The organism is Thauera sp. WH-2, from assembly GCF_048321015.1.
Lineage (GTDB): Bacteria > Pseudomonadota > Gammaproteobacteria > Burkholderiales > Rhodocyclaceae > Thauera.
In genome coordinates this window covers 234,749-257,679 of sequence record NZ_JBLWFG010000003.1, presented here as the reverse complement: position 1 = coordinate 257,679, position 22,931 = coordinate 234,749, and the positions used below count along the sequence as shown (strand labels likewise).

The window sequence follows — 22,931 nt, the reverse complement described above, 5'->3', positions numbered from 1 at the left end:
GCCCGTAGCCGTCGTGCTTAGTCCGCAAGGGCCTGAGCGTGATGCCGCAGATGATCCTCGATGAAGCTGGCGATGAAGTAATAGCTGTGGTCGTAGCCCGGCTGCAGGCGCAGCGTGAGCGGGTGGCCGGCAGCAGCAGCAGCGGCTTGCAGGGCCTCGGGCTTGAGTTGATCCGCAAGGAAGCCGTCGGCTTCGCCCTGGTCGACCAGCAATGGCAGGCGTTCGGTAGCTTGCGCGATCAGCGCGCACGTGTCCCATTCGCACCACTGCGCGCGGTCTTCGCCGAGGTAGCGTGAGAAGGCCTTCTCGCCCCAGGGGCAGTTCATCGGATTGACAATCGGTGCGAAGGCCGAAACCGAGCGGTAACGCCCCGGGTTGCGCAGCGCGCAGACCAGTGCGCCGTGGCCGCCCATGGAGTGGCCGCTGATGCCGCGGCGGTCGGAGGCGGGGAAGTTGGCCTCGATCAGCGCCGGCAGTTCATCGACCACGTAGTCGTGCATGCGGTAGTGGCGCGACCACGGCGCTTGAGTGGCGTTCACATAGAAGCCGGCGCCATGGCCGAAATCCCAGGCGCCGTCCGGGTCGCCCGGCACGTCGGCGCCGCGCGGGCTGGTGTCGGGGGCGACGAGGATGAGGCCGAGCTCGGCCGCCATGCGCTGCGCGCCCGCCTTCTGCATGAAGTTCTCGTCGGTGCAGGTGAGCCCCGACAGCCAGTACAGCACCGGCAGGCGGGCGCCGGGCTGCCCGGCCTGCGGCGGCAGGTAGACCGCGAACACCATGTCGCAGCCGAGCACGTTCGAGTGATGGCGGACGCGCTGGTGCCAGCCGCCGAAGCTCTTCTGGGTGCTGAGGATCTCCAGGCTCATCGCCATGTCTCCGGGCAAGGTGGGGTCGGAAGGGTGGGCGTGGCCGGACTCGCCGGGAGCACCACCGTACGGCTCGCCTGCGGCCGCATCAGAAATGAATCACCGTGCGGATGCTCTTGCCCTCGTGCATCAGGTCAAAGGCCTGATTGATGTCCTCGAGCGGCATGGTGTGGGTGATGAAGTCGTCCAGCGGGATCTCGCCCTTCTGCGCTTTCTGCACGTAGCTTGGCAGTTCGGTGCGGCCCTTGACGCCGCCGAAGGCGCTGCCGCGCCAGACGCGACCGGTGACGAGCTGGAACGGCCGCGTGCTGATCTCCTGCCCCGCGCCGGCCACGCCGATGATGGTCGATTCGCCCCAGCCCTTGTGGCAGCACTCGAGCGCGGCGCGCATCAGCTTGACGTTGCCCACGCATTCGAAGGAGTAGTCCACGCCGCCGTCGGTCATGTCGACGATGACCTCCTGGATCGGCTTGTCGAAGTCGTTCGGATTGACGAAGTCCGTCGCGCCCAGCTTCTTCGCGATGTCGAACTTGCCCGGGTTGATGTCGATGGCGATGATGCGGCCCGCCTTCGCCATGGTCGCGCCGATGATCGCCGCCAGTCCGATGCCGCCCAGGCCGAAGATGGCCACGGTGGCGCCTTCCTCCACCTTGGCGGTGTTGAGCACAGCGCCGATACCCGTGGTGACGCCGCAGCCCAGCAGGCAGACCTTGTCGAGCGGTGCGTCCTTGTCGATCTTGGCGAGCGAGATCTCGGGCACCACCGTGTATTCCGAGAAAGTCGAGGTACCCATGTAGTGGTAGATCGGCTGGCCCTGGTAGGAGAAGCGCGTGGTGCCGTCGGGCATCAGGCCCTTGCCCTGGGTGGTGCGCACCGCCTGGCACAGGTTGGTCTTGCCCGACTTGCAGAACTTGCACTCGCGGCATTCGGCCGTGTATAGCGGGATCACATGATCGCCGACCGCGAGCGAGGTCACGCCTTCGCCCACCGCCTCGACGATGCCGCCGCCTTCATGGCCGAGGATGGCCGGGAACACGCCCTCCGGATCCTCGCCTGACAGGGTGTAGGCGTCGGTGTGGCACACGCCGCTGGCGACGATGCGCACCAGCACTTCGCCCTTTTTCGGCGGCTCGACATCCACCTCGACGATCTGCAGGGGCTGGTTGGGGCCGAATGCCACGGCGGCACGCGATTTGATGGTCATGGTGCGGATCCTGGAGGCAAGCGGGCGCACGGCCCGCGACCCTGAAAGTATCCGTATGCGGCTAAATCCGATAAATGGATAATTTCAGATTTCAGTCTTCCTAATGCTGGAATAATCGGCCATCCCCTTTTCCGTCTTGTCAGGAGTACCCAATTCTGAACCGCCTGGAAATGCTGCGCATCTTCTGCACCGCCGCCGAGTCGCGCAACTTCAAGGAAGCCGCCACCCGACTGGGCGTGTCGCCGCAGGCGGTCACGCGCGCGGTGAAGGAGCTCGAGGACCACGTCGGCGAACTGCTCTTCCACCGCAACACCCGCCACAACCGCATCACCGAATTCGGCGAACAGCTCGCGGTGCGCGCGCGGCTGAGCCTGCAGGGTGTGGATGCGGTTTTCCAGCGTGCCGAGCAGGCGCGCGCCAGTGAGCTGGTGGGCCTGGTGCGCATCACCGCGCCGCGCGCGCTGGGCCGCCACGGGCTGATGCGGGTGCTGGGCGAGCTGTGCGCGCAGCATCCCGGGCTGCAGCTCGACCTGCGCTTCTCCGACCAGTTCGCCGACGTGGTCGATGAGCAGATCGACATCGGCATCCGCGTCGGCGTGCTGCGCGACAGCCGCTTCGTCGCGCGCGCGGTGTCGAGCGTGTCCTTCCACATCGTTGCCGCGCCCGAGCTGCTTGCGCGCTGTGGCCCACCGAAGACGCTGCAGGAGCTGGCCGAGCGTCCGACCACGGTCGCCATCGACCCCAACACCGGGCGGCCCTGGGCGTGGTTCCTGGCCGGCGGCCAGCAGTGGCTGCCGCGCGCACCCACCTTCGCAACCGACGACACCGGCGCCGAGGCCGAGGCGGTGCTCGCCGGCGTCGGCTTCGGCCAGCTCACCGCCTACCTGGCGGCGCCGCACCTGCGCGCCGGGCGGCTGGTCGAAGTCCTGCCCGAGCTGGCGCCCGAGCCGTGGAGCCTGTCGGTGTACCGCCCGCAGCGCGGCCCTGTGGCGGCGCGCATCCGGCTGGTGTTCGACCGGTTGGTGGAGTACTTCGGTGAGGGCGGGCGGTTTCCGTAGGATGCCCGCCAGACAAGGCCCATGCGCAAACACAGGCTATACTGCAGTCAGGTGTAATACAGGAGATTACTCATGGCTACGACCCCTGTTTCGGTTCGTCTTGATGAACCCCTCAAGGCACGCGTTCGCAGCTTGGCCGATCAGCGCCGCCGCCCGGTGCACTGGTTGATGCGCGAGGCGATCGAGCAGTACGTGACGCGCGAGGAGCAGCGCGAGGCATTCCGCCAGGAAGCGCTCGACGCTTGGGAGCATTTCCAGAGCACTGGCCTGCACGTGACCGGCGCGGAGGCGGTTGCCTGGCTTGCCGAACTCGAGGCCGGTAATGACGCCGAGCCCCCCCGAGCGCATATCTGATGCCTCGCCTGATCTGGTCGGAACCGGCGCTGGCCAGCGTCCAGCGTTTGTATCGGTTTCTGGCCGCCAAGAATCCTGCTGCAGCCCAACGCGCGGTGAGGGCGATTCGTGAGGGCTTGAACATCCTGGCGACGCACCCCCAGGTGGGGCGGGTCGTCGAGGACATGGACGAAGCGTTCCGCGACTGGCCGATACAGTTCGGGGACTCTGGTTATGTGGTTCGCTACCGATTCGATGGCGACCAGGTCACGATCTTGACGGTAAGGCACCAGAGGGAAGCCGGGTTCTAGACGACGGGTTGACCGAGCTGTTACGAGGCATGCGGGTAGGCAAACGCTACACGACCGCCCAGCTCAGCCCGCCACCTTCGCCCGCGCCGCGTGCAGCTTGCGGTAGCTGTCGATCAGGCGCTGGTGGCGATCCAGCCCCTCGAGCTTGATGCTCGTCGGCGTCAGCCCGTAAAAGCGCACGCTGCCGTCCACCGACCCACGCACCGCGTCCATGCGCGCGTTGCCGAACATGCGGCGGAAGTTGGCGACGTAGTCGTCCAGCGCCAGTTCGTCGTCCAGCACCACCTCCAGCACCACGTTCAGCGCCTGGTAGAACAGCACGCGCTCGACGGTGTTCTCGTTGTACTGCAGGAAGGCCTCGACGCGCTCCTTCGCTTCCTCTAACTGCTGCAGCGCGAGGTGGATGAGCAGCTTCAGTTCCAGAATCGTCAGCTGGCCCCACACCGTGTTCTCGTCGAACTCGATGCCGATCAGCGTGATGATGTCGGTGTAATCGTCGAGCTCGCTCTCTTCCAGGCGCTCGAGCAAGGCTTCCAGGGCGTCGTCGTCGAGGCGGTGCAGGTTCAGGATGTCCTCGCGGAAGCGCAGCGCCTTGTTGGTGTTGTCCCAGATGAGGTCGTCCACCGGATAGACCTCGGAATACCCCGGCACCAGGATGCGGCAGGCGATGGCGCCGAGCTGGTCGCGCACCGCCACGTACACCTCCTTGCCCATGTCCGCGAGGATGCCGAACAGGGTCGCGGCCTCGTCGGCGTTGGAATTCTCGCCGTGGCCGGAGAAGTCCCACTCGACGAAGTCGTGATCGGCGCGCGCGCTGAAGAAGCGCCACGACACCACGCCGCTGGAGTCGATGAAGTGTTCGACCGAGTTGTGCGGGTCGGCGACGACGGCGGTCTCAAAGGTCGGCGGCGGCAGGTCGTTGAGGCCCTCGAAGCTGCGCCCCTGCAGCAGTTCGGTCAGGCTGCGCTCGAGCGCCACCTCCATGCTCGGGTGCGCGCCGAACGAGGCGAACACGCCGCCCGTGCGCGGGTTCATCAGGGTCACGCTCATCACCGGATACACCCCGCCCAGCGACGCATCCTTCACCAGCACCGGAAAGCCCTGGCGCTCCAGCTCCTCGATGCCGGCGACGATGCCGGGATACTTCGCCAGCACCGCCTTCGGCACGTCGGGCAGCGCGATCTCGCCCTCGATGATCTCGCGCTTCACTGCGCGCTCGAAGATCTCCGACAGGCACTGCACCTGCGCCTCGGGCAGCGTATTGCCGGCACTCATGCCGTTGCTGAGGAACAGGTTGTCGGTGAGGTTGGTCGGGAAATACACCACCGCGCCGTCGGACTGGCGCACGTAGGGCAGGGCGCAGATGCCGCGCGCGGTGTTGCCCGAGTTGGTGTCGTACAGATGCGAGGCGCGCAACTCGCCCTCGGGGTCGTAGATCGCCCGGCAGTAGTCGTCGAGCAGCCCCGCCGGCAGCGCATCCTTGCGGCCCGGCTTGAACCAGCGCTCGTCCGGGTAATGCACGAAGGGCGCGTTGGCGATGTCCTCGCCCCAGAACTGGTCGTTGTAGAAGTGGTTGAAATTGAGCCGCTCGATGTACTCGCCCAGGGCGGAGGCCAGCGCGCTCTCCTTGCTCGCGCCCTTGCCGTTGGTGAAGCACATCGGCGAATGCGCATCGCGGATGTGCAGCGACCACACGTTGGGCACCAGATTGCGCCACGACGCGATCTCGATCTTGATGCCCAGATCCGCCAGCACCTTCGACATGTTGGCGATCGTCTGCTCGAGCGGCAGATCCTTGCCGAGGATGTAGGTGTGGGCGTCCGGCGCCGGAGCCAGCGTCAGCAGCGCCTGGGCGTCGGCGTCCAGGTTCTCCACTTCCTCGATCACGAACTCCGGCCCGGTCTGCACCACCTTCTTCACGGTGCAGCGCTCGACCGAGCGCAGGATGCCCTGGCGGTCCTTGTCGGAGATGTCGGCCGGCAGCTCGACCTGGATCTTGAAGATCTGCTTGTAGCGGTTCTCCGGATCGACGATGTTGTTCTGCGACAGGCGAATGTTGTCGGTGGGGATGTTGCGCGTGTCGCAGTACAGCTTCACGAAGTAGGCCGCGCACAAGGCCGACGACGCCAGGAAGTAATCGAACGGGCCGGGTGCCGAGCCATCGCCCTTGTAGCGGATGGGCTGATCGGCGATGACCGTGAAGTCGTCGAACTTGGCTTCGAGACGAAGCTTGTCGAGGAAGTTGACCTTGATTTCCATGGGGGGCTGACGCGGCGGGCTGAGTGAAGTGGGCGCGATTATCGCCGGTTTCCCCGCGGATGAACGGAGCTTCTCGTAAGTCGGCGGCAACGATCGACTAAGCGACGGTGCTAGGGCTCCGGGGTGGCCGGGATGTCATGCGTCAAGCTCGGCTGCGAAGCGCAGGCGGTTTCCATCCGGGTCCGTGACCACCATTTCTCTCGTGCCCCACGGCGTGTTGTCTGGCCCTTCGATGCGCGAGACCCCCTTCTCACGCATTGACACAGCGAGCTGGTCTACGTCAGGCACCTTGAAATAGACGGCCCCGCCGACCTGGCAATCGCCCGCGTGCTCCGTGAGAAAGATCGTTTGCCCTTCTCGCGTAAGCTGGAAGAACCACGGATAGCCCGGTCCAAATTGATGCTTCCAATCGACGGCGAAGCCCAGTCCGTCGACGTAGAAAGCCAGGCTGCTCGTTGCACTGGTAATGCGCAATTGCGGAATGACCGTCTGGCTCATTCTAGGACTTGCTTGTGAGGATCATGGCTATGTTCTAGGGCGGATAAACCTGCTGGATAGGATCGATCTTTGGTTCTCTAACCAGTTAAGGGCTGGGTTCGACCCAATCCAGCCGTCGGGCACTTCGTGGCTCGAACGGCAAGTAACCGAGTGAAGCCGCCACCTCGCATGAGATATTGGGGACGCGAAGTTGGTGCTTCGTTCAATCAATGTGAGTGCCGATGGTGGATGTCTGGAAAGTGCGGGTGCTTGTGAACCAGCGCCTCGTGACGGTGCCAATGTTCATGTGACTCGTCACTGTTCCAGGCGAAGTCGTGTTCGTGCTGGTGGTGTTCGTCATGGGTGTGCCGATGGCCATGCTCCATCGGCTCATGCACGTGCTCGTGCTCGTGATGGGGTCAGCTCACGAAACGGAAAAAATCGTACGCTATGCCTTGTCGTGCCAGCCCAGCACAATGATTGACATGCCCAGTAGCGCGACTCCAGCCCCCGTCCAATCCAGCGCGGACAGCTTCACGCCATCCACGACCCGAAGCCAAACCAGCGCGGTAGCCACATAAACGCCGCCATAGGCGGCGTAAACGCGGCCACTGGCGGCTGGGTGTAACGTGAGCAGCCAAACGAAGAGCGCCAAGCTCATCGCTGCCGGAATCAGCAGCCACATTGGCCCCCCTTTGCGCAGCCACAGGTAAGGCAGAAAGCAGCCGACGATCTCGGCAAGCGCTGTTGCGATGAACAGTCCGGTCGTTTTCAGAATCAAGATCAGTAGCTCCACAGTTGATAGACCTTACGAAGACGTTGCTAGCGGTGCCTGCTCGATCAATCGCAGCGGCCGGAACTTGCCCTGCTCGACGTGTTTGTTCTGCCGCCAGATGTAGTCGCCGGTCAGGTTGATGTGCTCCCAGCCCAGCGGCGAGAGATGTGGCAGCAGTCTCTCGTCGATGTCCTTGCCCGAGTCCCGCAGCCCCTGGATGGCCCGCTCCAGGTAGACGGTGTTCCACAGGACGATCGCCGCCACCACCAGGTTGAGGCCGCTGGCGCGGTAGCGCTGGTTCTCGAAACTGCGGTCGCGGATTTCGCCGAGCCGGTTCAGGAACACGGCGCGGGCCAGCGCGTTCTTGGCCTCCCCCTTGTTCAAACCGATCTGCACGCGGCGGCGCAGCTCGACGTTCTGCATCCAGTCGAGCGCGAACAGCGTGCGCTCGATTCGCCCAAGCTCGCGCAAGGCCACGGCCAAGCCGTTCTGTCGCGGGTAGCTGCCGAGCTTCCTGAGCATCAGCGAGGCCGTCACCGTGCCCTGCTTGATCGAGGCGGCCAGGCGCAGGATTTCGTCCCAATGGGCGCGAATGTGCTTCACGTTGACGCTGCCGCCGATCAGGCCGGCGAGCGTCGGGTACTGCTTGGCGTCGCCGTGGATGTACAGGCGCTTGTCGGTCAGGTCGCGGATGCGCGGCGCAAAGCGGAAGCCCAGCAGGTGCATCAGCGCGAACAGGTGATCGGTGAAGCCGGCCGTGTCGGTGTAATGCTCCTCGATGCGCAGGTCGGATTCGTGGTACAGCAGTCCGTCCAGGACGTGGGTGGCGTCGCGCACCGTGGCGTTGATGACCTTGGTGTGGAACGGCGCGTACTGGTCCGAAATGTGGGTGTAGAACTGCACGCCCGGTTCCTGGCCGTACTTCAGGTTCACCTGGCCGGCGGCGTGGCCCCGACCGCCGGCCTTGAAGTTCTGGCCGTCCGACGACGACGTGGTGCCATCGCCCCAATAGGCGGCGAACGGCTGACGGAACTGCGCGTTGACCAGCTCGGCCAGCCCGGCCGAATAGGTCTCGTCGCGGATGTGCCACGCCTGCAACCAGGTCAGCTTGGCATAGGTCACGCCCGGGCAGGATTCGGCCATCTTGGAGAGCCCCAGGTTGATGGCGTCGGCCAGGATGGTCGTCAGCAGCAGGTGTTGATCTTCGGCCGCCGCGTCGCTCTTGAGGTGCTTGAAGTGGCGGCTGAACCCCGTCCAGCCATCGACTTCCAGCAGCAGCTCGGTGATCTTCAGGTGCGGCAGCGGGCTGTACGCCTGTTGCATCAGCGCCTCGGCCTCGTCGGGCACGCCGTTGTCCAGCGGCGAAATCCTGAGCCGGCCGGTACTGGTGATGGCGGCGTCGGGCAGCTCGTTGGCGGCGGCCAGCCGCTCCACCGTCGCCAGTTGCTCTTGCAGCACCGTGAGGCGCGCCTCCAGGAAGCGCTCGCAGTCGGTTTCGACGGCCAGGCCCAATTCCCGCTGATCGCGCTGCGCGGCGAAACGCGGTGGCGGCAACAGGTAGTCCTCGAAGTCCTTGAACTGGCGCGAGCCCTGCACCCAGATGTCGCCGGAGCGCAGCGAGTTTTTCAGCTCGGACAGCACGCACAGCTCGTAGAAGCGCCGATCCAACCCGTCTTCGTTGCGCACCAGGCTTTCCCAGCGCTTGCGCACGAACGACGTGGGCGCATCGTCCGGCACTTTGCGCGCCTGGCGCTCGTTCATCCCTTTGAGCACATCGACGGCGGCGAGCAGCTCGCGTGCCGCCGGCGCGGCCTTCATGGTCAGCGCTTCCAGCAGGGCCGGCGTGTAGCGCCGGAGCTGGTTGAAGCCGTCGCCGACCAGCGCGAGGAAGTCGAAACCTTCCGGCTGGGCCAGCAGCTCGGCCTCGGTGATGCTCTCGGTGAACACCTCCCACGGGATGATGGCCTCGATGGCGGCGAACGGATCGCCGCCCGACTGCTTGGCTTCCAGCAGGGCGCGGCCGATGCGCGAGTAGAGCCGCACCTTGTCGTTGATCGCCTTGCCGGACTGCTGGAAGCGGTCGGCGTGGTTGCGCTTGGCCTTGCTGAACAGCGCGCCCATGAAACGGTCGTGCAGGTCGATGATCTCGTCGATCAGGGTGGCGCGGGTATCGAGGATCACCGCGGACAGGGTCGCATAGCGGCGGCTCGGCTCCAGGTCGCGCAGGTGCTGGGCCGTCATCTGTCCTCCTTCGCGGGCGAGCTTCAGCAGGCGGTTTTGGTGGACGGTGTGCTCCAGCCCATCCGGCAACGCCAGGTCACGGAGGGTCTTCAGCCGCTCCAGGTGGGCCAGCACATGCTTGGGCTTGGGCGGGCCGGGCGGCTGGCGCAGCCAGATTAGCCCGCTGCCCTTGGTGCCCTCGCGGATCGCCAGCAGACCGTCGAGCGCACGGCGATGGTGATCGGCCAGCGGCGCGGTCAGCGCCGCGTACACCTGGCGCGTACCGCGCGTGAGCGCCTCGCTACATACACGCTCGATGACATCGATGGCCGGCAGGATGATACGTTGCTGCCGCAGCAGCTCGACCAGCGCCTCGGCCAGCACGATACCCCGGTCGGTCTGCTGGGCCAGCTCGGCGAGCTGGTGGACGAAGCGCCGGTAGTCGGCGGCCGCGAACGGCGTCAGCTTCAGCCACGCCTGCAATTCCAGCAGGTGCTCGCGCCGGGTTTCCGGCCGCTGCGCGTACTGCGGCCAGATGTCCGGCGCGATGCGCAACTGGCGGCCGACGATATTCAGCAGGGATGCGGGCGGTTCCGCGTCGGTCGGCAGGGCGAAGCCGGGATAGCGCAGGTAGCACAACTGCACCGCGAAACCGAGCCGGTTGTGGTTGCCGCGCCGTTGGCGGATCACTGACAGGTCGGGTTCGGAGAAGGTGTAATGCCGGATGAGGTCGTCGTCAGTGGTCGGAAAGGCAAGCAGGCCGGTGCGCTCGGCGGGCGTCAGCAAGCTGCGGCGCGGCATGGTCAGTCATCCGTTCTCAGGTATTGGTACAGGGTTTCGCGGCTGATGCCGAATTCGCGGGCGAGCTTGGCTTTCTGCTCGCCGGCGGCGGCCCGCCGGCGCAGCTCGGCCACCCGCTCCGGCGACAGCGCCTTCTTGCGGCCCCGGTAGGCCCCGCGCTGCTTGGCGAGCGCGATGCCTTCGCGCTGCCGCTCGCGGATAAGGGCGCGCTCGAACTCGGCGAACGCGCCCATCACCGACAGCATCAGGTTCGCCATCGGCGAGTCCTCGCCGGTGAAGGTCAGGCTTTCCTTGACGAATTCGATGCGCACGCCGCGCTGGGTGAGCTTCTGCACTAGACGGCGCAGGTCGTCGAGGTTGCGCGCCAGGCGGTCCATGCTGTGCACCACCACCGTGTCGCCCTCGCGCACGAAGGCGAGCAACCGTTCTAGCTCGGGGCGCTGGGTGTCCTTGCCCGATGCCTTGTCGGTGAACAGCCTGTCCACCGGCACATGCTCAAGCTGGCGTTCCGGGTTCTGGTCGAAGCTGCTGACGCGGACGTAGCCGATGCGCTGACCGTGCAAAGGGTCCTCCTGAGGGGAATGTGTCAGGAAGAAATCTATGACTCTTGACGGTGCGTGTCAATCAATTCTGAAGGCGACTCTATTCTGACGCTTTCGCGCCGGATGGTCTGACGCCATGTTAGGGTATAGCTTAACCGGACACATCGGCCTCTGTGCCTCTACTGCTTTTCGGTACAACCGTCAAGAACAGGCAGAGCGCTCCGATAGTTATCGCCACATCAGCGAGGTTGAAGGCGGGCCAGTGCACAAGCTGCCAATGGAAGTCGAGGAAATCGACAACCGATCCACGCAGCACACGATCCACGACATTGCCGAGCGCACCACCAAGGATCAGGCTGTAGCCCACCGCTTCAAGGCGTGGCCGCTGCTGGCACAGCATGCGGCCCAGCCAAGCAGAAACGACCAGACCCAGCGCCATGAGAAAGTAACGTTGCCAGCCGCCAGCGTTCGCCAGAAAGCTGAATGCCGCGCCGGGATTCAGGACATGGACAATGTTGAAGAAGGTGCTGACTTCGACCTGTTCACCGTAGGCAAACGTGCGGGTGATGGCGAACTTTGCGAGCTGATCTGTCATGACAGAACTGGCGGCCACTGCGAACCAGACCCAAGTCGATGTGCGGCGAGCCGATTGCCACACAGGGGCGGCCAGCGGCATCAGCCACCCGGCGAGCGCCGTGCAGCTCAATCCAAGTACCCACCCCGCCAGCACATCGGCAGGAAAGTGCATTCCGGCTGCGATGCGTGACCAACCGACCAATGCGGCGTACAACACCAAGCCGATGCGGCCACGACGGCCTATCAAAGGCCAGAGCGCGCCGACCACCAGCGCGGCATAGGTGGCATGCCCGCTGGGCAGGCTGTAGTGTCGTTCGATGCCCCCGATAACGCGCACCATGTCGCCAAAAACGGCAGGCGGGCGTGGAAAGTCGATCCATAGCTTCAAGATGGTGGCGACGAGAAATGCCAACGCAAAGGCCACGCTAAAGACTCTGAGTCTGTACCGGATGGCATCGGCCCGCGTTGGGTCAGGTGCCGACTTTGACCATCCCCACATCGCCAAGAGCATCAGTGGTGCAGTCCAGTAGTTGCCTATCACAAGGTTGAAGAACGATACCGGCGGTTCCAGCGCTGCAGGTGTGCTCATGTTGATGGCTTGGAACAACGCGATGTTTAGACCACCCCAGTCGTAGAGAAAGAATTTCCAGCTCATTTGCGCAACAGCCTCAAGCCATTGCCAACGACGAGCAAGCTGGCCCCCATATCAGCAAACACCGCCATCCACATGGTCGCTTGACCCGTGAAGGTCAGCACCAGAAATACTGCCTTGATGCCAAGGGCCAGCACAATGTTTTGCATCAGCACCTGCGCCGTCGCACGCGACAGGCGCACGAAGGTCGGAATCTTGCCCAGGTTGTCGTCCATCAGGGCCACGTCAGCGGTCTCGATGGCGGTATCGGTGCCAGCCGCTCCCATGGCAAAGCCGATGTCCGCACGCGCCAAGGCCGGGGCATCGTTGATGCCATCACCGACCATGCCGACCTTGCCCTTTATGGCCAGTAGCTCAACTTCGCGCAGTTTGTCGTCTGGGAGCAGATTGCCTTGCGCACTGTCGATCCCGGCTTGTGCGGCAATGGCCTGTGCCGTGTGGGGGTTGTCGCCGGTCAGCATCATGGTGTTGATGCCCAGTGCATGAAGCTCGGCAATGGCGCTCCTGCTGCTTTCCTTGATGGTGTCCGCTACGGCAAATAAGGCATGAACCCCTTTTGCGCTGACCAACATCACGACAGTTTTACCCATGGTTTCCAGCGCCGCGATGCGCTGTTCCAGTTCTGGTGTGCATTGCCCCAGCGCTTCGAGCATCCGCTGGTTGCCAAGATGGTAGGTCTCACCGTTGATTTGGCCTTGCACGCCCCGACCGGGCAGCGCGCTGAACTCGGCTACGTCGAGTAAGGCAACCCCATCCGTCTGCGCGGCTTGTGCCACCGCTTTGGATACAGGGTGGTCGGAACGAGCCGCCAGACTGGCAGCGATGCTGCGGCTGTTTGCGGCGAGTGCATTGCCCCAAGTGACAAAATCGGTCTGTGCGGGCTTGCCGTGCGTGATCGTGCCGGTCTTGTCCAGAGCCAGCCAGCGCAGCTTGCGGCCTTCTTCCAGATAGACGCCGCCCTTGATGAGAATGCCGTGGCGGGCGGCAGCGGCCAGGCCGCTGACGATGCTGACCGGCGTAGAGATCACCAGTGCGCACGGGCAGGCGACCACCAGCAGAACCAATGCACGGTAAATCCAGTCGAGCCATGCCGCACCCATGAACAGCGGTGGCAACAACGCGACGGCGATGGCAACACCGAAAACAATGGGCGTGTACCAGCGGGCGAACTGATCGACAAAGCGCTGAGTCGGCGCACGGCTTCCTTGGGCAGCCTCTACCGCGTGAATGATGCGGGCCAATGTGGAGTTGCTGGCCACGGCGGTGACGCGGTACTCGAATGAACCGGATTCGTTGATCGTGCCCGCAAACACCGGATCACCGGGGGATTTCTCGACCGGAAGGCTTTCACCCGTGATCGGGGCTTGGTTGACGGCAGAGCGGCCTTCCAGCACCTCACCATCCAGGGCGATGCGCTCACCTGGCTTGACCCGGACGCGGCTACCGATGGCAATTTGCTTTGCACCCACCTCGCGCCATGTGCCGTCAGCCTGCTGCACCGTGGCCTGTTCCGGGGTCAGGTCGAGCAGGCCACGGATGGCATTGCGGGCGCGATCCAGCGACTTGGCTTCGATCACCTCGGCCAGCGCGAAAAGCACCATCACCATTGCCGCCTCGGGCCAGTGCCCGATCAACATGGCACCCGTGACGGCAATCGACATCAGGGCGTTCATGTTGAGATTACGGTTCTTGAGCGCAATCCAACCTTTCTTGTAGGTGGACAGACCGCCGGTGAAGACCGCGACGAGCGCCAGAACGACGACCGACCAATGATTGCCGTTGTGGAGCCAGTAGACCGCCTCGGCCGCCGATGCAGTTACAAAGGAGATGCCCAGCGGCCACCAGTTGGTCGGCGTGGTCACAAGGGATGCGGATGGCGATGCGGCCTCTGCGGTGTCCAACACCTGCGCCTCGAATCCAAGCGCTTGCAGTGCCGCGAGCACGTCCGGCAGAACCTGGTCCGCATGGCGTACCGACAGCGTGCGCTGCATCAGGTTGAAATCGAGATCGGCAACTCCGGCCATGGTACCGAGCTTGTTGCGGATCAACGTCTCTTCGGTCGGGCAATCCATTTTGGTAATGGACAGCTTGGTCGTTTGCCCGGTCGATGCCTGATCCATGCGCACGGCTTGCATGCCGATGGCGGTTAGCGCCTGCTCAACGGGAAACAACGAAGGCAGTTCGTGCCGAACGGCCAAAGTACGCTGCATCAGGTTGAACTCAAGACCAACCACCCCCGCCAGCCCGACCAGCTTGCCTCGGATCAGCGCCTCTTCCGTGGGGCAGTCCATGTTCTCGATGCGATACACCGCTTGAGCCGATCCGGTTGTCGCTGGGGCTTGTGTCGTGGGTTGGATGATCGGCCCAGCCGAGCAGCCACACGCCGTGGAAGCGCATTCGCTCATAAATAACTCCTTCAAATCTATACAACTTCCATTACAAACCCTATAGTTACTATAGAGTCAAGTGAAATAAAGGAGATTGATGCATGGAAATCAGAATTGGCGACCTCGCCAAGCGCTCTGGATGCGAGGTTGTGACCATCCGCTACTACGAGAAGGAAGGGCTACTGCCGAAGCCAGCGCGAAGCGGTGGCAACTTCCGGCTGTACGGTGAGGCGCACATTGAGCGCTTGCAATTCATCCGTCATTGCCGTTCGCTCGACATGACGTTGAGCGAGATTCGCGCATTGCTGGGTCTGCGAGACAACCCGATGCAGGACTGTGGGGAGGTCAACACGCTGCTGGAGGCCCATATTCAACAGGTGGAAATGCGTGTGTCCGCGCTGTTGCAGTTAAAGCGGCACTTGGTTGATTTGCGCGAGAAGTGTTCTGGCTCTCGATCTGTAGAGGCGTGCGGCATTTTGCAAGGGTTGGGCAATTGCAATTGCCATGGTGAAAGTGCCACGAAAAGTCAAACATCTGGGTAAGTAAGGGCTTAGCGTGCTTTATTTTCCGTTTTCTGAGGCGACCCCATTAACGGCCAATCGAAACGGCCGCCAATTCAACGCCAGCCAGCGCTGCATCTGACGGCAGGCTTCACCCAGCACCCACGCGCCGATTTTGGGCATCAGCCCGGACGATTCGGCCAGTGGCAGGAACGCGCCCGGCGGCAGCAGGCCAAGGCTCGGGTGCCGCCAGCGCAGCAGCGCTTCCGCGCTGGCAATTCGGCCGCGGCGCAGATCGACGATGGGCTGGTAGTGCAGCTCAAGCTGCCGATGCTCGGCCGCCTGGGCCAGTTGCGCCGCCGTCCAGCCATCCGGCTCGGTAGCGCTCATGATCTTCCCTTGAACGCCCGCATCGCCCGCGCCAGGGACAGGACGAACAAGCCGGTCAGGCCGAACGCCGCAATGCCCCAATACTTGCCGAGGAACGCACCGGCGGTGGTGCCGGCAAGAACGATGGCGAGCACCGGCAGGTGGCAGGGACAGGTCAGCGCGGCGAGCAGGCCCCACAGGTAGCCGGCGACCGGCTTGCGCGCCTCGGGGGAAACGCGCTCCGGGCTGTTCATGCCGAGATCTCCGACGTGCTGTGCGCCAATTCGGTCAACTGCGTTTCCAGGTTCGTCAGCGCTTGGCGTCGGCGCTCGACGAGGTGGCACAGGTCGGCAAGATGCGCCGACGCTTCATCGCCGTCTGCGGTGTCCAGCGCCCGGCACAGCCGCGTCAGCAGGTCGAGGCCGATGCCGGCCTCCAGGGCGGCTCGCACGAAGCACAGCCGCTGCAAGGCGGCCGCGTCGAACACCCCGTAGCCGCCGGCGGTGCGCGCCACCGGCCGCAGCAGCCCACGCACCTTGTAATCGCGCACGACATGTACGCTCACACCGGCCTCATGGGCCAGACGCGATACCGTGTAGGCGTTCATCGACCACCTCCTGTTCCTCACCCGGCGCAGCAGGACAGCTGCTTCACGTCCTTGTTGAACGTCTGCGCCGCGAGCTTCAACCCTTCGACCATCGTCAGGTACGGGAACAACTGGTCGGCCAGTTCCTGCACCGTCATGCGATTGCGGATCGCGAGCACTGCGGTCTGGATCAGTTCGCCCGCTTCGGGCGCCACCGCCTGTACACCGATGAGCCGTCCGCTACCTTCCTCGATGACCAGCTTGATGAAGCCGCGCGTGTCGAAGTTGGCGAGCGCGCGCGGTACGTTGTCGAGCGTGAGCGTACGGCTGTCAGTCTCGATGCCGTCGTGGTGCGCTTTCGCCTCGCTGTAGCCCACCGTCGCCACTTGCGGATCGGTGAACACCACGGCTGGCATCGCGCTCAGATCCAGCGCCGCGTCACCGCCGGTCATGTTGATCGCGGCACGGGTGCCCGCCGCGGCCGCCACATAGACGAACTGCGGCTGGTCGGTGCAGTCGCCGGCGGCGTAAATGTGCGGGTTACTCGTGCGCATGCCCTTGTCGATGACGATGGCGCCCTGCGCGTTGATCGTGACGCCCGCCGCTTCGAGGTTCAGGCCGCGTGTGTTCGGTGTGCGGCCGGTGGCGACCAGCAGCTTGTCGGCGGCAACGATGCCGTGCCCAGTGGTCAGCACGAATTCCCCGGCGGCATAAGCGACGTGGCTCGCCTGGGTATGCTCCTGCACCTCGATGCCCTCGGCACGGAAGGCGGCGGTGACGGCCTCGCCGATCGCCGGGTCCTCGCGAAAGAACAGCGTGCTGCGCGCCAGGATCGTCACCCGGCTCCCGAGCCGGGCGAAGGCTTGCGCCAGTTCGACGGCTACCACCGACGAGCCGATGACGGCGAGCCGCTGCGGGATCGTGTCGCTTTCCAGCGCCTCGGTGGACGTCCAGTAGGGCGTGTCCTTCAGTCCGGGGATCGGCGGCACGGCCGCACTGGCGCCGGTGGCGATCAGGCAGCGGTCAAAGGCCACCTCGCGCTCGCCACCGTCGGTCAGGCGCACCGTGAGGTGGTGGCCGTCCCTGAAGCGCGCTTCGCCGCGCAGCATGGTAATGGCGGTGTTGCCGTCCAGGATGTTTTCGTATTTGGCGTGGCGCAGCTCATCGACCCGCGCCTGCTGCTGGGCCAGCAGCCGCTCGCGCAGGATCGCCGGCGGTGCCGCGGCGATCCCGCCGTCAAACGGGCTTTCTCGCCGCAGGTGGGCAATGTGCGCGGCGCGGATCATGATCTTGGACGGCACGCAGCCCACATTGACACAGGTGCCGCCGAGGGTGCCGCGCTCGATCAACGTGACCCGCGCGCCTTGCTCGACGGCCTTCAGCGCCGCCGCCATCGCGGCACCGCCGCTGCCGATGACAGCGATATGCAAACCACCCCCATCGCCGCCCGCCTTGTCGCCACTGCCCAGCCACTCGCGCATCTTGCCGAGCAACCCGCTTCCCATCGCGGCGGGCGGCGCATCGGCGAGCGCGGCCCGGTAGCCAGCTGCTGCGACTGCCGAGACGAGCATCGTCGGATCAAGCGCCGGCTCCCCGCTCACACGGGCCAAGGCGTCAGGGTAGGACACCTCCGCCTTATGAACACCGGGCACGGTGAGAAGCGCCTTCTCGACGTGGTTTGCGCAGGAATCGCAAGTCATCCCGGTAACATGCAGAACACGGCTATTCATTTCATATCCCCTTCTTCTGGTTTTCTCCGACTCCAACAGCGCAGCAAGCGGCTTCCGCCCGCCGGCGACGCAGCGCGTAGATCGTGATGCCGACAAAAACGACGAGGGCCGGGATCAGCACGTAATCGAGCCACCCGACCCAGGCGGACAGACCCAGGACGCCGAGCGCAATCACGAGCACGGGGGTCGCGCAGCATATGGCGGCGATCACCGAACCGGTGATGCCGGTCTTGAGCAAGGTCCGGTTATCCAGGGATCACCTCTTGAGCTCGGACGGATAGCCGGCATCGGCGGTGGCCTTGGTCAGGGCCTGCACGCTGGTCTTGGCATCGTCGAAGGTGACGACGGCCTCGAGCTTCTCGAAGCTCACCGCAGTCTTGCTCACGCCTTCGACCTTGGAGAGCGCCTTCTTGACCGTGATCGGGCAGGCGGCGCAAGTCATGCCGGGCACCGACAGCGTGACAGTCTGCGTGGCGGCCCACACCGGGGCAGCAACGGCGACGAGGACGAGGGAGGCAAACAGCTTTTTCATGGCGAACTCCTGATCAGTAGAAAAATGGCACGACGAAGGGAAAGGCGAGCGCGACCAGAACCAGCGCGGCCACGATCCAGAAAATGAGCTTGTAGCTGCCGCGCACCTGTGGAACTGCGCAGACCTCCCCCGGCTTGCAGGCTTGCACCGGGTGGAAGATGCGCCGGTAAGCAAAGAACAGCGCCACCAGCGCCGTGCCGATGAAGATCGGGCGGTATGGCTCCAGCACCGTCAGGTTGCCGATCCAGGCGCCGGAAAAGCCAAGCGCGACCAACACGAGGGGGCCGAGGCAGCAGGTCGAGGCGAGGATGGCCGCGACACCTCCGGTGGCCAGCGCGCCACGACCGGTCTTGGGTTCTGACATAAAGCTTCTCCTTCTGGGTCTTCGCTTGATGTTGTAACGTTACTGCCGTAGTCAACTACGGAGTCAAGCGGGATGGAGAACGGTCTGAAGAACCTGACCATCGGCGCCTTCGGTAAGGCGGCCGGGGTCAATGTGGAGACGATCCGGTTCTATCAGCACAAGGGCTTGCTGCCCGAACCGGCGCGGCCCTATGGCAGCATCCGCCGCTACGGCAAGGCGGATGTAGCCCGGGTGAAGTTCGTGAAATCGGCCCAGCGCTTGGGCTTCAGCCTGGATGAGATCGCCGAGCTGCTGCGGCTGGAGGATGGCACCCACTGCGACGAAGCCAGCCGCCTGGCCGAGCACAAGCTCCAGGACGTGCGCGCCAAGCTGGCCGACCTGGCGCGCATGGAGGTCGTGCTGTCCCAACTCGTGTGCGCCTGCCATGCACGCCAGGGAAATGTTTCGTGTCCGCTGATTGCGTCGTTGCAAGGCGAAACGAGCCTCGCCACGTCGGCAGGGGACCGGCTTGGGCGAGCTATGCCTTAGCGTACGATTTGTTCCGTTTCGTGAGCTGCCCCCGTGATGCTCGGTGAGGTGTAACCACACCCCCCAGCCCATCAGGGCTGCCGCAATCCAGAATGAGATCGAGGTCGACTCCCCCAGCAGGGCCAGCGACACTGCCGCGCCGATGAACGGCGCAGTCGAGAAGTAGGCGCCGGTGCGCGCCGTCCCCAGTCCGCGCAGCGCAAGCACGAAGAGGACCAGGCTGATGCCATAGCCGAACAACCCGACGACCATGGTGCCGAGCAGGACCGCGCCGTCCGGCAGGCTCGCGCCGAGCGCAAACGCCAGCCCGACGTTGACCGTGCCAGCCACTGCACCCTTCGTGGCCGCGATGAAGAGCGCATCCGATGCCGACACGCGCCGCGTCAGGTTGTTGTCGATTGCCCAGCACAGACAGCCAGCGGCGATGGCTAGCGGACCGATCCAATCGTTCGCGCCCTCTTCACCACCCGACCAGGACAGCACGATACCTCCGGCCACGATCGCGAGCATGCCGAGCACGATGCGGCGGTCGGTGTTCTCCCTGAACACGACCCACGCAATTGCGGCGGTCAGTACCGCTTCAAGGTTGAGCAGCAGCGACGCGGTCGCGGCACTTGTGCGCGTGAGACCGAACATCAGCGCGAGGGGGCCGAGCACGCCGCCGAAGAAGATCGCCCCCAGCAGCCACCGCCATTCCCCCTCGGCCAGGCCGGAGGGCGTCCAGCTGCGATCGCGGATCAGACGCGACGCAGCCAGCCCGAGCCCGCTTCCAAGGTAGAGCAAGCCGGCCAGCAACCACGGCGACATCTCGCCGACCAGCAGCTTGGCGAACGGGGTGCTCGCGCCGAACAAGGCCGCCGCGAGCAACGCATGGATCACGTAGATGTTGTTCATTGCCCTTGCCAGACCGGTGTGGCCAGAATGATCGGAAGCGCCCCCACCCCGGCGGGATGGGGGCGCTGCGCTTACAGCACGCGCTCGATTTTGGTGTAATCGCCTTGGGTCTTGAGCGTGACCGTGACGTCGAAGCCGGAGCGGTTCCGCCAGAACCAGCCGTGCTTGCCATCGAACGCGGCAACCAGGTCGCCCTGGTTGCCGAGCTCGTTACGCCCCTTGCCGTAGCCGTGATAGAAGTTTTTCGGCGCGTCGTAGGGGTCGCCATGGGTGTCGAAGTTCACCGGGCCACCGGCGCTCGCCCACTCATAGCGGACACGGCTGTCCTTGTTCATCGTCAGTTTGACCTCGGCGCCCTGACCGGGTTTGAGCGTCACGGTCACCGTGTCTTGTCGTCCGGCGACAGGCTCGGGCGCGACCGCTGCGGGCGGCAGTGCGGCGACCGCGACGGGCGCCGGTGCCGGGACAGGCGCCGCTTCGGCACGAACCGTAGGGGCGACGGCTACGGGCTGTGCGGGCGCCGTTTCCGTAGCAACGCGCTCTTCTGCGCGGGCCTCAGCCGCCAGCGACATCTTGATTTCGCCCATCGGTGTCAGACCGAGTGCGCGGCCGATGCCCGTGGGGTCGATGCCGTACTCGGCGGGCAGTACGGTGGTGACGAGCAGTCCGCCGGCGATCAGGGCAGCGAGGGCGGTCGAGCGCAGCAGCTTGCCGGTGGTCGGCAGGTCGGCGCGTTTGGGAAGGTCGGTGTTGTACATGGTGGATGACTCCAGGAATCTCAGGATACGAACAGGCCGGTGAGCTGATAGCCGATCAGCATGAACCCGGCGCACATCATGGCGACGTTGGCGGTATAGGCGTGCTGGAAGAAGCCGGCGGTACGACGCCAGAAGCCCATCGCGATCAGGATTGCGCCGAGCGCGAGCAACTGGCCGATCTCCACCCCGACGTTGAACGCCAGCAGGTTGGGCAATAGGCCATCGCGGGCGATCTCGAACTCCTGGATCTTGGCCGCCAGGCCGAAGCCGTGGAACAGGCCGAAGACCAGGGTCGCCACTTTGGTGTTCGGCTGCACGCCGAACCAGCGCTGGAAGGCGCCGAGGTTGTCGAGCGCCTTGTAGACGACCGACAGGCCGATGATCGCGTCGATCAGGTAGGCATTGACGTTCACCCCGGCGTAGACGCCGTACAGCATGGTGACCGAGTGCCCGATCGCGAACAGGCTGACGTAGAGCGCGATGTCCTTGAGCTTGTAGAGGAAGAAGATCACCCCGGCGAGGAACAGCAGATGGTCGTAACCGGTGACCATGTGCTTGGCGCCAAGGTAGGTGAAGGGCAGCAGGTGCGTGCCCGAGACCTCCTGGATGTAGCCCTTGTCGCCCTCGGCCACGCCATGAGCGTGCGCGAAAGCGGTCAGGAGCAGGTAGAGCAGTACGCCTGTGAAAGCATGCAGCAGCGGCCCGGAGCGTGGCAGCACGGCTGCCCGCCCCCGGCTGGGGAAGGAATGCGTCATGAGAGTCTTCCGATGAAGTTTGCTGGGTGAGTCCGGCGCTTCACGCGCGCGGAACTCGACAGGTCAAACGATCAGGAGACGTTTTGGCGGGCGCTCGAGCAGGGCGCAGGGCGCGGGATAGGCGGGTCGACGCTCGTCGGCGAGCCACTGATCGGACAACGGTGGGATACCCATCGCGTGCGTGGGCGGCACATTCGGCTTGTCGTGACTGTGATCGGCCGGGTTGTGCCCGTGTTGGTGGGGGCCGCCCTCGTCCTCGAAGTCATCATGGCGATGTCCATGATCGTCCTGACCTGTGTCTGCATCGGCAAACGCCTGCGCGTGCGTGCTTGCACGCAAGGGGTCGTGAGACAGCGAGATCGCGCTCGAGAACGCGAACAGCGCATGCGACAGCATCAGCAGCCCGATCACCCCCCTCACCAGCATGCGGGCGATCTTTCGCGAGAAGACGGACGAGGAGGCAAACACGGTCATGTCGGGTCGGTTTCGCGAGGGCTGGGCGCCTTCGGCGATCCGTCGGCCGTTTTATACAGGAGTCCGGCTTGTTGCGGGAAATTCCCAACGATTGGATACGTCAGGGCCGTGGCGAGAATTGCCCCTCCCACGCGTGGACGCAACTCCGTTGCCGCACCAAGGTTGGGGGCGAGGCAAGGAGAGCAGCAGGCGGGAGTGTGGCTCGGATGGCCGTTATCCCGATGCTGATGCGGTTTGCGAGGTCGCCGCAGAGCTTTCTAATAGCTAGAACAGAACGTTGTCGTTCAAACATCAAACAACACTCATCAGCTTGGGAAGGTTGGTTTTGAGCTATCTCGCCCGTTTCGTGAGCCTGCCCAAGTCATCAACCGGCTGAATGCGCGTCTGCCGTTCGGTCAAGGCCTTGGGCTGACGAAACCCAGCCCGCCAACCCTGACCGTACCCTTTCATTCTTATGACTTAAATGTAATTGTAGGGTCACTGCCCTGTCAGTCGCTGGCTCCTATGATCGAGTCCATGGTTGCTCAAACATGAGCAGCCAATCTGGACAACTGGACAAGGAGCCACCATGAAAAAGTCGATCATCGCCGTTCTCGCCGTCTCGGCCATCAGCACCCTTGGATCTTCCGCTGCGTTCGCACACGAGGACTATTCCGAGGGCGGTGCGGTGCACTGGCTCGAGCATGTCCAGGCACGCGCTTCGAGCCCGACTGAGCGAGAGCTGGCCACATATGGCTACGCGAGCAACGCCACGCCCTCCCGCACCGTGATCGTCAATGCGGACACGCGCTACATCAACGTCACGCGGCTCGAGACGGTTGCCCTGAAGGTCGGTGACAAGACGATCAACTGGACCTTCGACACCCTCGGCACAAACAGCTTTCCGCTTTCGAAGGTGGTCCAAGGGGGCGACAAGGTGACTGTCTATCTCGAAGAAAGCCCCCTTTACCGCAGCGGCTCCTGATAGCACCAAGCTTCCC

General features: G+C 64.4%; 24 protein-coding genes and 2 pseudogenes. 6 read left to right on the top strand and 20 right to left on the bottom strand.

Annotated features, from left to right (window positions below; genetic code table 11):
- Positions 1-17: 17 nt before the first annotated feature.
- Both fghA and ACNKW1_RS07730 read right to left on the bottom strand, forming a co-directional pair.
- Positions 18-866 (bottom strand): S-formylglutathione hydrolase, encoded by an 849-nt coding sequence (gene fghA, locus ACNKW1_RS07735; RefSeq protein ID WP_418364000.1) that lies wholly within the window; start codon positions 864-866, stop codon positions 18-20.
- Between the two features lie 88 nt (positions 867-954).
- Positions 955-2,070, bottom strand: coding sequence for an S-(hydroxymethyl)glutathione dehydrogenase/class III alcohol dehydrogenase (locus ACNKW1_RS07730; protein ID WP_418363999.1), 1,116 nt, complete (start codon positions 2,068-2,070; stop codon positions 955-957).
- Positions 2,071-2,240: 170 nt separating this feature from the next.
- Between ACNKW1_RS07730 and ACNKW1_RS07725 the strand changes: the two genes are divergently transcribed.
- The 3 genes from ACNKW1_RS07725 to ACNKW1_RS07715 all read left to right on the top strand — a co-directional run bounded on the left by ACNKW1_RS07725 (position 2,241) and on the right by ACNKW1_RS07715 (position 3,772).
- The gene (locus tag ACNKW1_RS07725; RefSeq protein ID WP_418363998.1) at positions 2,241-3,128 is read left to right on the top strand and encodes a LysR family transcriptional regulator; all 888 of its coding nucleotides are present in this window, start codon (positions 2,241-2,243) and stop codon (positions 3,126-3,128) included.
- A gap of 72 nt (positions 3,129-3,200) precedes the next feature.
- Positions 3,201-3,482 carry a CopG family ribbon-helix-helix protein gene (locus ACNKW1_RS07720; protein ID WP_418363997.1) on the top strand — a complete coding sequence of 94 codons (282 nt, stop codon included), beginning with the start codon at positions 3,201-3,203 and terminating at the stop codon, positions 3,480-3,482.
- The gene (locus ACNKW1_RS07715) at positions 3,482-3,772 is read left to right on the top strand and encodes a type II toxin-antitoxin system RelE/ParE family toxin (RefSeq protein ID WP_418363996.1); all 291 of its coding nucleotides are present in this window, start codon (positions 3,482-3,484) and stop codon (positions 3,770-3,772) included. Before ACNKW1_RS07720 ends, ACNKW1_RS07715 begins: the two co-directional genes overlap by 1 nt.
- A gap of 63 nt (positions 3,773-3,835) precedes the next feature.
- Here the strand turns inward: ACNKW1_RS07715 and ACNKW1_RS07710 are convergent, their stop codons facing one another.
- The 7 genes from ACNKW1_RS07710 to ACNKW1_RS07680 form a co-directional block, all read right to left on the bottom strand.
- Positions 3,836-6,031 carry an OsmC domain/YcaO domain-containing protein gene (locus ACNKW1_RS07710; RefSeq protein ID WP_418363995.1) on the bottom strand — a complete coding sequence of 732 codons (2,196 nt, stop codon included), beginning with the start codon at positions 6,029-6,031 and terminating at the stop codon, positions 3,836-3,838.
- 135 nt (positions 6,032-6,166) lie between these two features.
- Positions 6,167-6,529, bottom strand: coding sequence for a bleomycin resistance protein (locus ACNKW1_RS07705; protein WP_418363994.1), 363 nt, complete (start codon positions 6,527-6,529; stop codon positions 6,167-6,169).
- Between the two features lie 427 nt (positions 6,530-6,956).
- Positions 6,957-7,292, bottom strand: coding sequence for a YnfA family protein (locus tag ACNKW1_RS07700; protein ID WP_349255540.1), 336 nt, complete (start codon positions 7,290-7,292; stop codon positions 6,957-6,959).
- Between the two features lie 24 nt (positions 7,293-7,316).
- Positions 7,317-10,304, bottom strand: a complete 2,988-nt coding sequence (locus ACNKW1_RS07695) for a Tn3 family transposase (RefSeq protein ID WP_008063270.1) — start codon at positions 10,302-10,304, stop codon at positions 7,317-7,319.
- 2 nt (positions 10,305-10,306) lie between these two features.
- Positions 10,307-10,867, bottom strand: a complete 561-nt coding sequence (locus ACNKW1_RS07690) for a recombinase family protein (protein WP_008063271.1) — start codon at positions 10,865-10,867, stop codon at positions 10,307-10,309.
- Between the two features lie 130 nt (positions 10,868-10,997).
- Entirely contained in the window at positions 10,998-12,077 is a 1,080-nt protein-coding gene (lspA, locus tag ACNKW1_RS07685; protein ID WP_008063278.1) for a signal peptidase II, read from the bottom strand.
- Positions 12,074-14,479, bottom strand: a complete 2,406-nt coding sequence (locus ACNKW1_RS07680) for a heavy metal translocating P-type ATPase (RefSeq protein WP_008063280.1) — start codon at positions 14,477-14,479, stop codon at positions 12,074-12,076. The genes lspA and ACNKW1_RS07680 overlap by 4 nt, the downstream gene beginning before the upstream one ends.
- Before the next feature lie 83 nt (positions 14,480-14,562).
- Here ACNKW1_RS07680 and cadR point away from each other — a divergent pair, with 83 nt between their 5' ends.
- On the top strand, positions 14,563-15,003 hold the full coding sequence (gene cadR / locus ACNKW1_RS07675; RefSeq protein ID WP_008063281.1) for a Cd(II)/Pb(II)-responsive transcriptional regulator: 441 nt from the start codon (positions 14,563-14,565) through the stop codon (positions 15,001-15,003).
- Between the two features lie 24 nt (positions 15,004-15,027).
- Here the strand turns inward: cadR and ACNKW1_RS07670 are convergent.
- The 7 genes and pseudogenes from ACNKW1_RS07670 to merT all read right to left on the bottom strand — a co-directional run.
- Positions 15,028-15,351: pseudogene (locus ACNKW1_RS07670) on the bottom strand (EAL domain-containing protein); the annotation flags it as partial.
- A complete protein-coding gene (gene merE / locus ACNKW1_RS07665) occupies positions 15,348-15,584 on the bottom strand; it encodes a broad-spectrum mercury transporter MerE (RefSeq protein WP_008063283.1) in 237 nt (78 codons plus the stop codon). The pseudogene ACNKW1_RS07670 and the gene merE, both read right to left, overlap by 4 nt.
- The gene (gene merD / locus ACNKW1_RS07660; RefSeq protein WP_008063284.1) at positions 15,581-15,937 is read right to left on the bottom strand and encodes a mercury resistance co-regulator MerD; all 357 of its coding nucleotides are present in this window, start codon (positions 15,935-15,937) and stop codon (positions 15,581-15,583) included. Before merD ends, merE begins: the two co-directional genes overlap by 4 nt.
- Before the next feature lie 17 nt (positions 15,938-15,954).
- Positions 15,955-17,646: a mercury(II) reductase gene (gene merA, locus ACNKW1_RS07655; protein WP_008063285.1), complete on the bottom strand. Its 1,692-nt coding sequence runs from the start codon at positions 17,644-17,646 to the stop codon at positions 15,955-15,957.
- Between the two features lies 1 nt (position 17,647).
- Positions 17,648-17,884: a mercury resistance system transport protein MerF gene (gene merF / locus ACNKW1_RS07650; RefSeq protein ID WP_008063286.1), complete on the bottom strand. Its 237-nt coding sequence runs from the start codon at positions 17,882-17,884 to the stop codon at positions 17,648-17,650.
- An 18-nt stretch (positions 17,885-17,902) separates the two neighbouring features.
- Positions 17,903-18,178, bottom strand: a complete 276-nt coding sequence (merP, locus tag ACNKW1_RS07645; protein ID WP_008063288.1) for a mercury resistance system periplasmic binding protein MerP — start codon at positions 18,176-18,178, stop codon at positions 17,903-17,905.
- Between the two features lie 13 nt (positions 18,179-18,191).
- Positions 18,192-18,542, bottom strand: a complete 351-nt coding sequence (gene merT / locus ACNKW1_RS07640) for a mercuric ion transporter MerT (RefSeq protein ID WP_008063289.1) — start codon at positions 18,540-18,542, stop codon at positions 18,192-18,194.
- A 72-nt stretch (positions 18,543-18,614) separates the two neighbouring features.
- Between merT and merR the strand changes: the two genes are divergently transcribed.
- Positions 18,615-19,070: an Hg(II)-responsive transcriptional regulator gene (gene merR / locus ACNKW1_RS07635; RefSeq protein ID WP_008063290.1), complete on the top strand. Its 456-nt coding sequence runs from the start codon at positions 18,615-18,617 to the stop codon at positions 19,068-19,070.
- A gap of 60 nt (positions 19,071-19,130) precedes the next feature.
- Here merR and ACNKW1_RS07630 read toward each other — a convergent pair.
- From ACNKW1_RS07630 to ACNKW1_RS07615, 4 genes and pseudogenes are all read right to left on the bottom strand, one after another.
- Positions 19,131-19,964: pseudogene (locus ACNKW1_RS07630) on the bottom strand (DMT family transporter); the annotation flags it as partial.
- Positions 19,965-20,035: 71 nt separating this feature from the next.
- A complete protein-coding gene (locus ACNKW1_RS07625; protein WP_043742012.1) occupies positions 20,036-20,722 on the bottom strand; it encodes a hypothetical protein in 687 nt (228 codons plus the stop codon).
- Positions 20,723-20,742: 20 nt separating this feature from the next.
- Positions 20,743-21,477, bottom strand: coding sequence for a HupE/UreJ family protein (locus ACNKW1_RS07620; RefSeq protein WP_418363993.1), 735 nt, complete (start codon positions 21,475-21,477; stop codon positions 20,743-20,745).
- A 63-nt stretch (positions 21,478-21,540) separates the two neighbouring features.
- On the bottom strand, positions 21,541-21,951 hold the full coding sequence (locus ACNKW1_RS07615; RefSeq protein ID WP_043742015.1) for a hypothetical protein: 411 nt from the start codon (positions 21,949-21,951) through the stop codon (positions 21,541-21,543).
- A gap of 568 nt (positions 21,952-22,519) precedes the next feature.
- Between ACNKW1_RS07615 and ACNKW1_RS07610 the strand changes: the two genes are divergently transcribed.
- On the top strand, positions 22,520-22,915 hold the full coding sequence (locus ACNKW1_RS07610) for a CzcE family metal-binding protein (RefSeq protein ID WP_418363992.1): 396 nt from the start codon (positions 22,520-22,522) through the stop codon (positions 22,913-22,915).
- Positions 22,916-22,931: the final 16 nt, after the last annotated feature.

Bases quoted from the DNA above. Each gene is read 5' to 3' on its own strand.
- ACNKW1_RS07710 (WP_418363995.1), bottom strand. From the start codon at position 6,031: ATGGAAATCAAGGTCAACTTCCTCGACAAGCTTCGTCTCGAAGCCAAG.
- ACNKW1_RS07625 (WP_043742012.1), bottom strand. From the start codon at position 20,722: ATGTACAACACCGACCTTCCCAAACGCGCCGACCTGCCGACCACCGGC.
- ACNKW1_RS07730 (WP_418363999.1), bottom strand. From the start codon at position 2,070: ATGACCATCAAATCGCGTGCCGCCGTGGCATTCGGCCCCAACCAGCCC.
- ACNKW1_RS07720 (WP_418363997.1), top strand. From the start codon at position 3,201: ATGGCTACGACCCCTGTTTCGGTTCGTCTTGATGAACCCCTCAAGGCA.
- fghA (WP_418364000.1), bottom strand. From the start codon at position 866: ATGAGCCTGGAGATCCTCAGCACCCAGAAGAGCTTCGGCGGCTGGCAC.
- cadR (WP_008063281.1), top strand. From the start codon at position 14,563: ATGGAAATCAGAATTGGCGACCTCGCCAAGCGCTCTGGATGCGAGGTT.
- ACNKW1_RS07725 (WP_418363998.1), top strand. From the start codon at position 2,241: ATGCTGCGCATCTTCTGCACCGCCGCCGAGTCGCGCAACTTCAAGGAA.
- merP (WP_008063288.1), bottom strand. From the start codon at position 18,178: ATGAAAAAGCTGTTTGCCTCCCTCGTCCTCGTCGCCGTTGCTGCCCCG.
- merT (WP_008063289.1), bottom strand. From the start codon at position 18,542: ATGTCAGAACCCAAGACCGGTCGTGGCGCGCTGGCCACCGGAGGTGTC.
- ACNKW1_RS07680 (WP_008063280.1), bottom strand. From the start codon at position 14,479: ATGAGCGAATGCGCTTCCACGGCGTGTGGCTGCTCGGCTGGGCCGATC.
- ACNKW1_RS07705 (WP_418363994.1), bottom strand. From the start codon at position 6,529: ATGAGCCAGACGGTCATTCCGCAATTGCGCATTACCAGTGCAACGAGC.
- ACNKW1_RS07615 (WP_043742015.1), bottom strand. From the start codon at position 21,951: ATGACCGTGTTTGCCTCCTCGTCCGTCTTCTCGCGAAAGATCGCCCGC.
- merD (WP_008063284.1), bottom strand. From the start codon at position 15,937: ATGAACGCCTACACGGTATCGCGTCTGGCCCATGAGGCCGGTGTGAGC.
- merA (WP_008063285.1), bottom strand. From the start codon at position 17,646: ATGAATAGCCGTGTTCTGCATGTTACCGGGATGACTTGCGATTCCTGC.
- lspA (WP_008063278.1), bottom strand. From the start codon at position 12,077: ATGAGCTGGAAATTCTTTCTCTACGACTGGGGTGGTCTAAACATCGCG.
- ACNKW1_RS07610 (WP_418363992.1), top strand. From the start codon at position 22,520: ATGAAAAAGTCGATCATCGCCGTTCTCGCCGTCTCGGCCATCAGCACC.
- ACNKW1_RS07695 (WP_008063270.1), bottom strand. From the start codon at position 10,304: ATGCCGCGCCGCAGCTTGCTGACGCCCGCCGAGCGCACCGGCCTGCTT.
- merE (WP_008063283.1), bottom strand. From the start codon at position 15,584: ATGAACAGCCCGGAGCGCGTTTCCCCCGAGGCGCGCAAGCCGGTCGCC.
- ACNKW1_RS07620 (WP_418363993.1), bottom strand. From the start codon at position 21,477: ATGACGCATTCCTTCCCCAGCCGGGGGCGGGCAGCCGTGCTGCCACGC.
- ACNKW1_RS07715 (WP_418363996.1), top strand. From the start codon at position 3,482: ATGCCTCGCCTGATCTGGTCGGAACCGGCGCTGGCCAGCGTCCAGCGT.
- merR (WP_008063290.1), top strand. From the start codon at position 18,615: ATGGAGAACGGTCTGAAGAACCTGACCATCGGCGCCTTCGGTAAGGCG.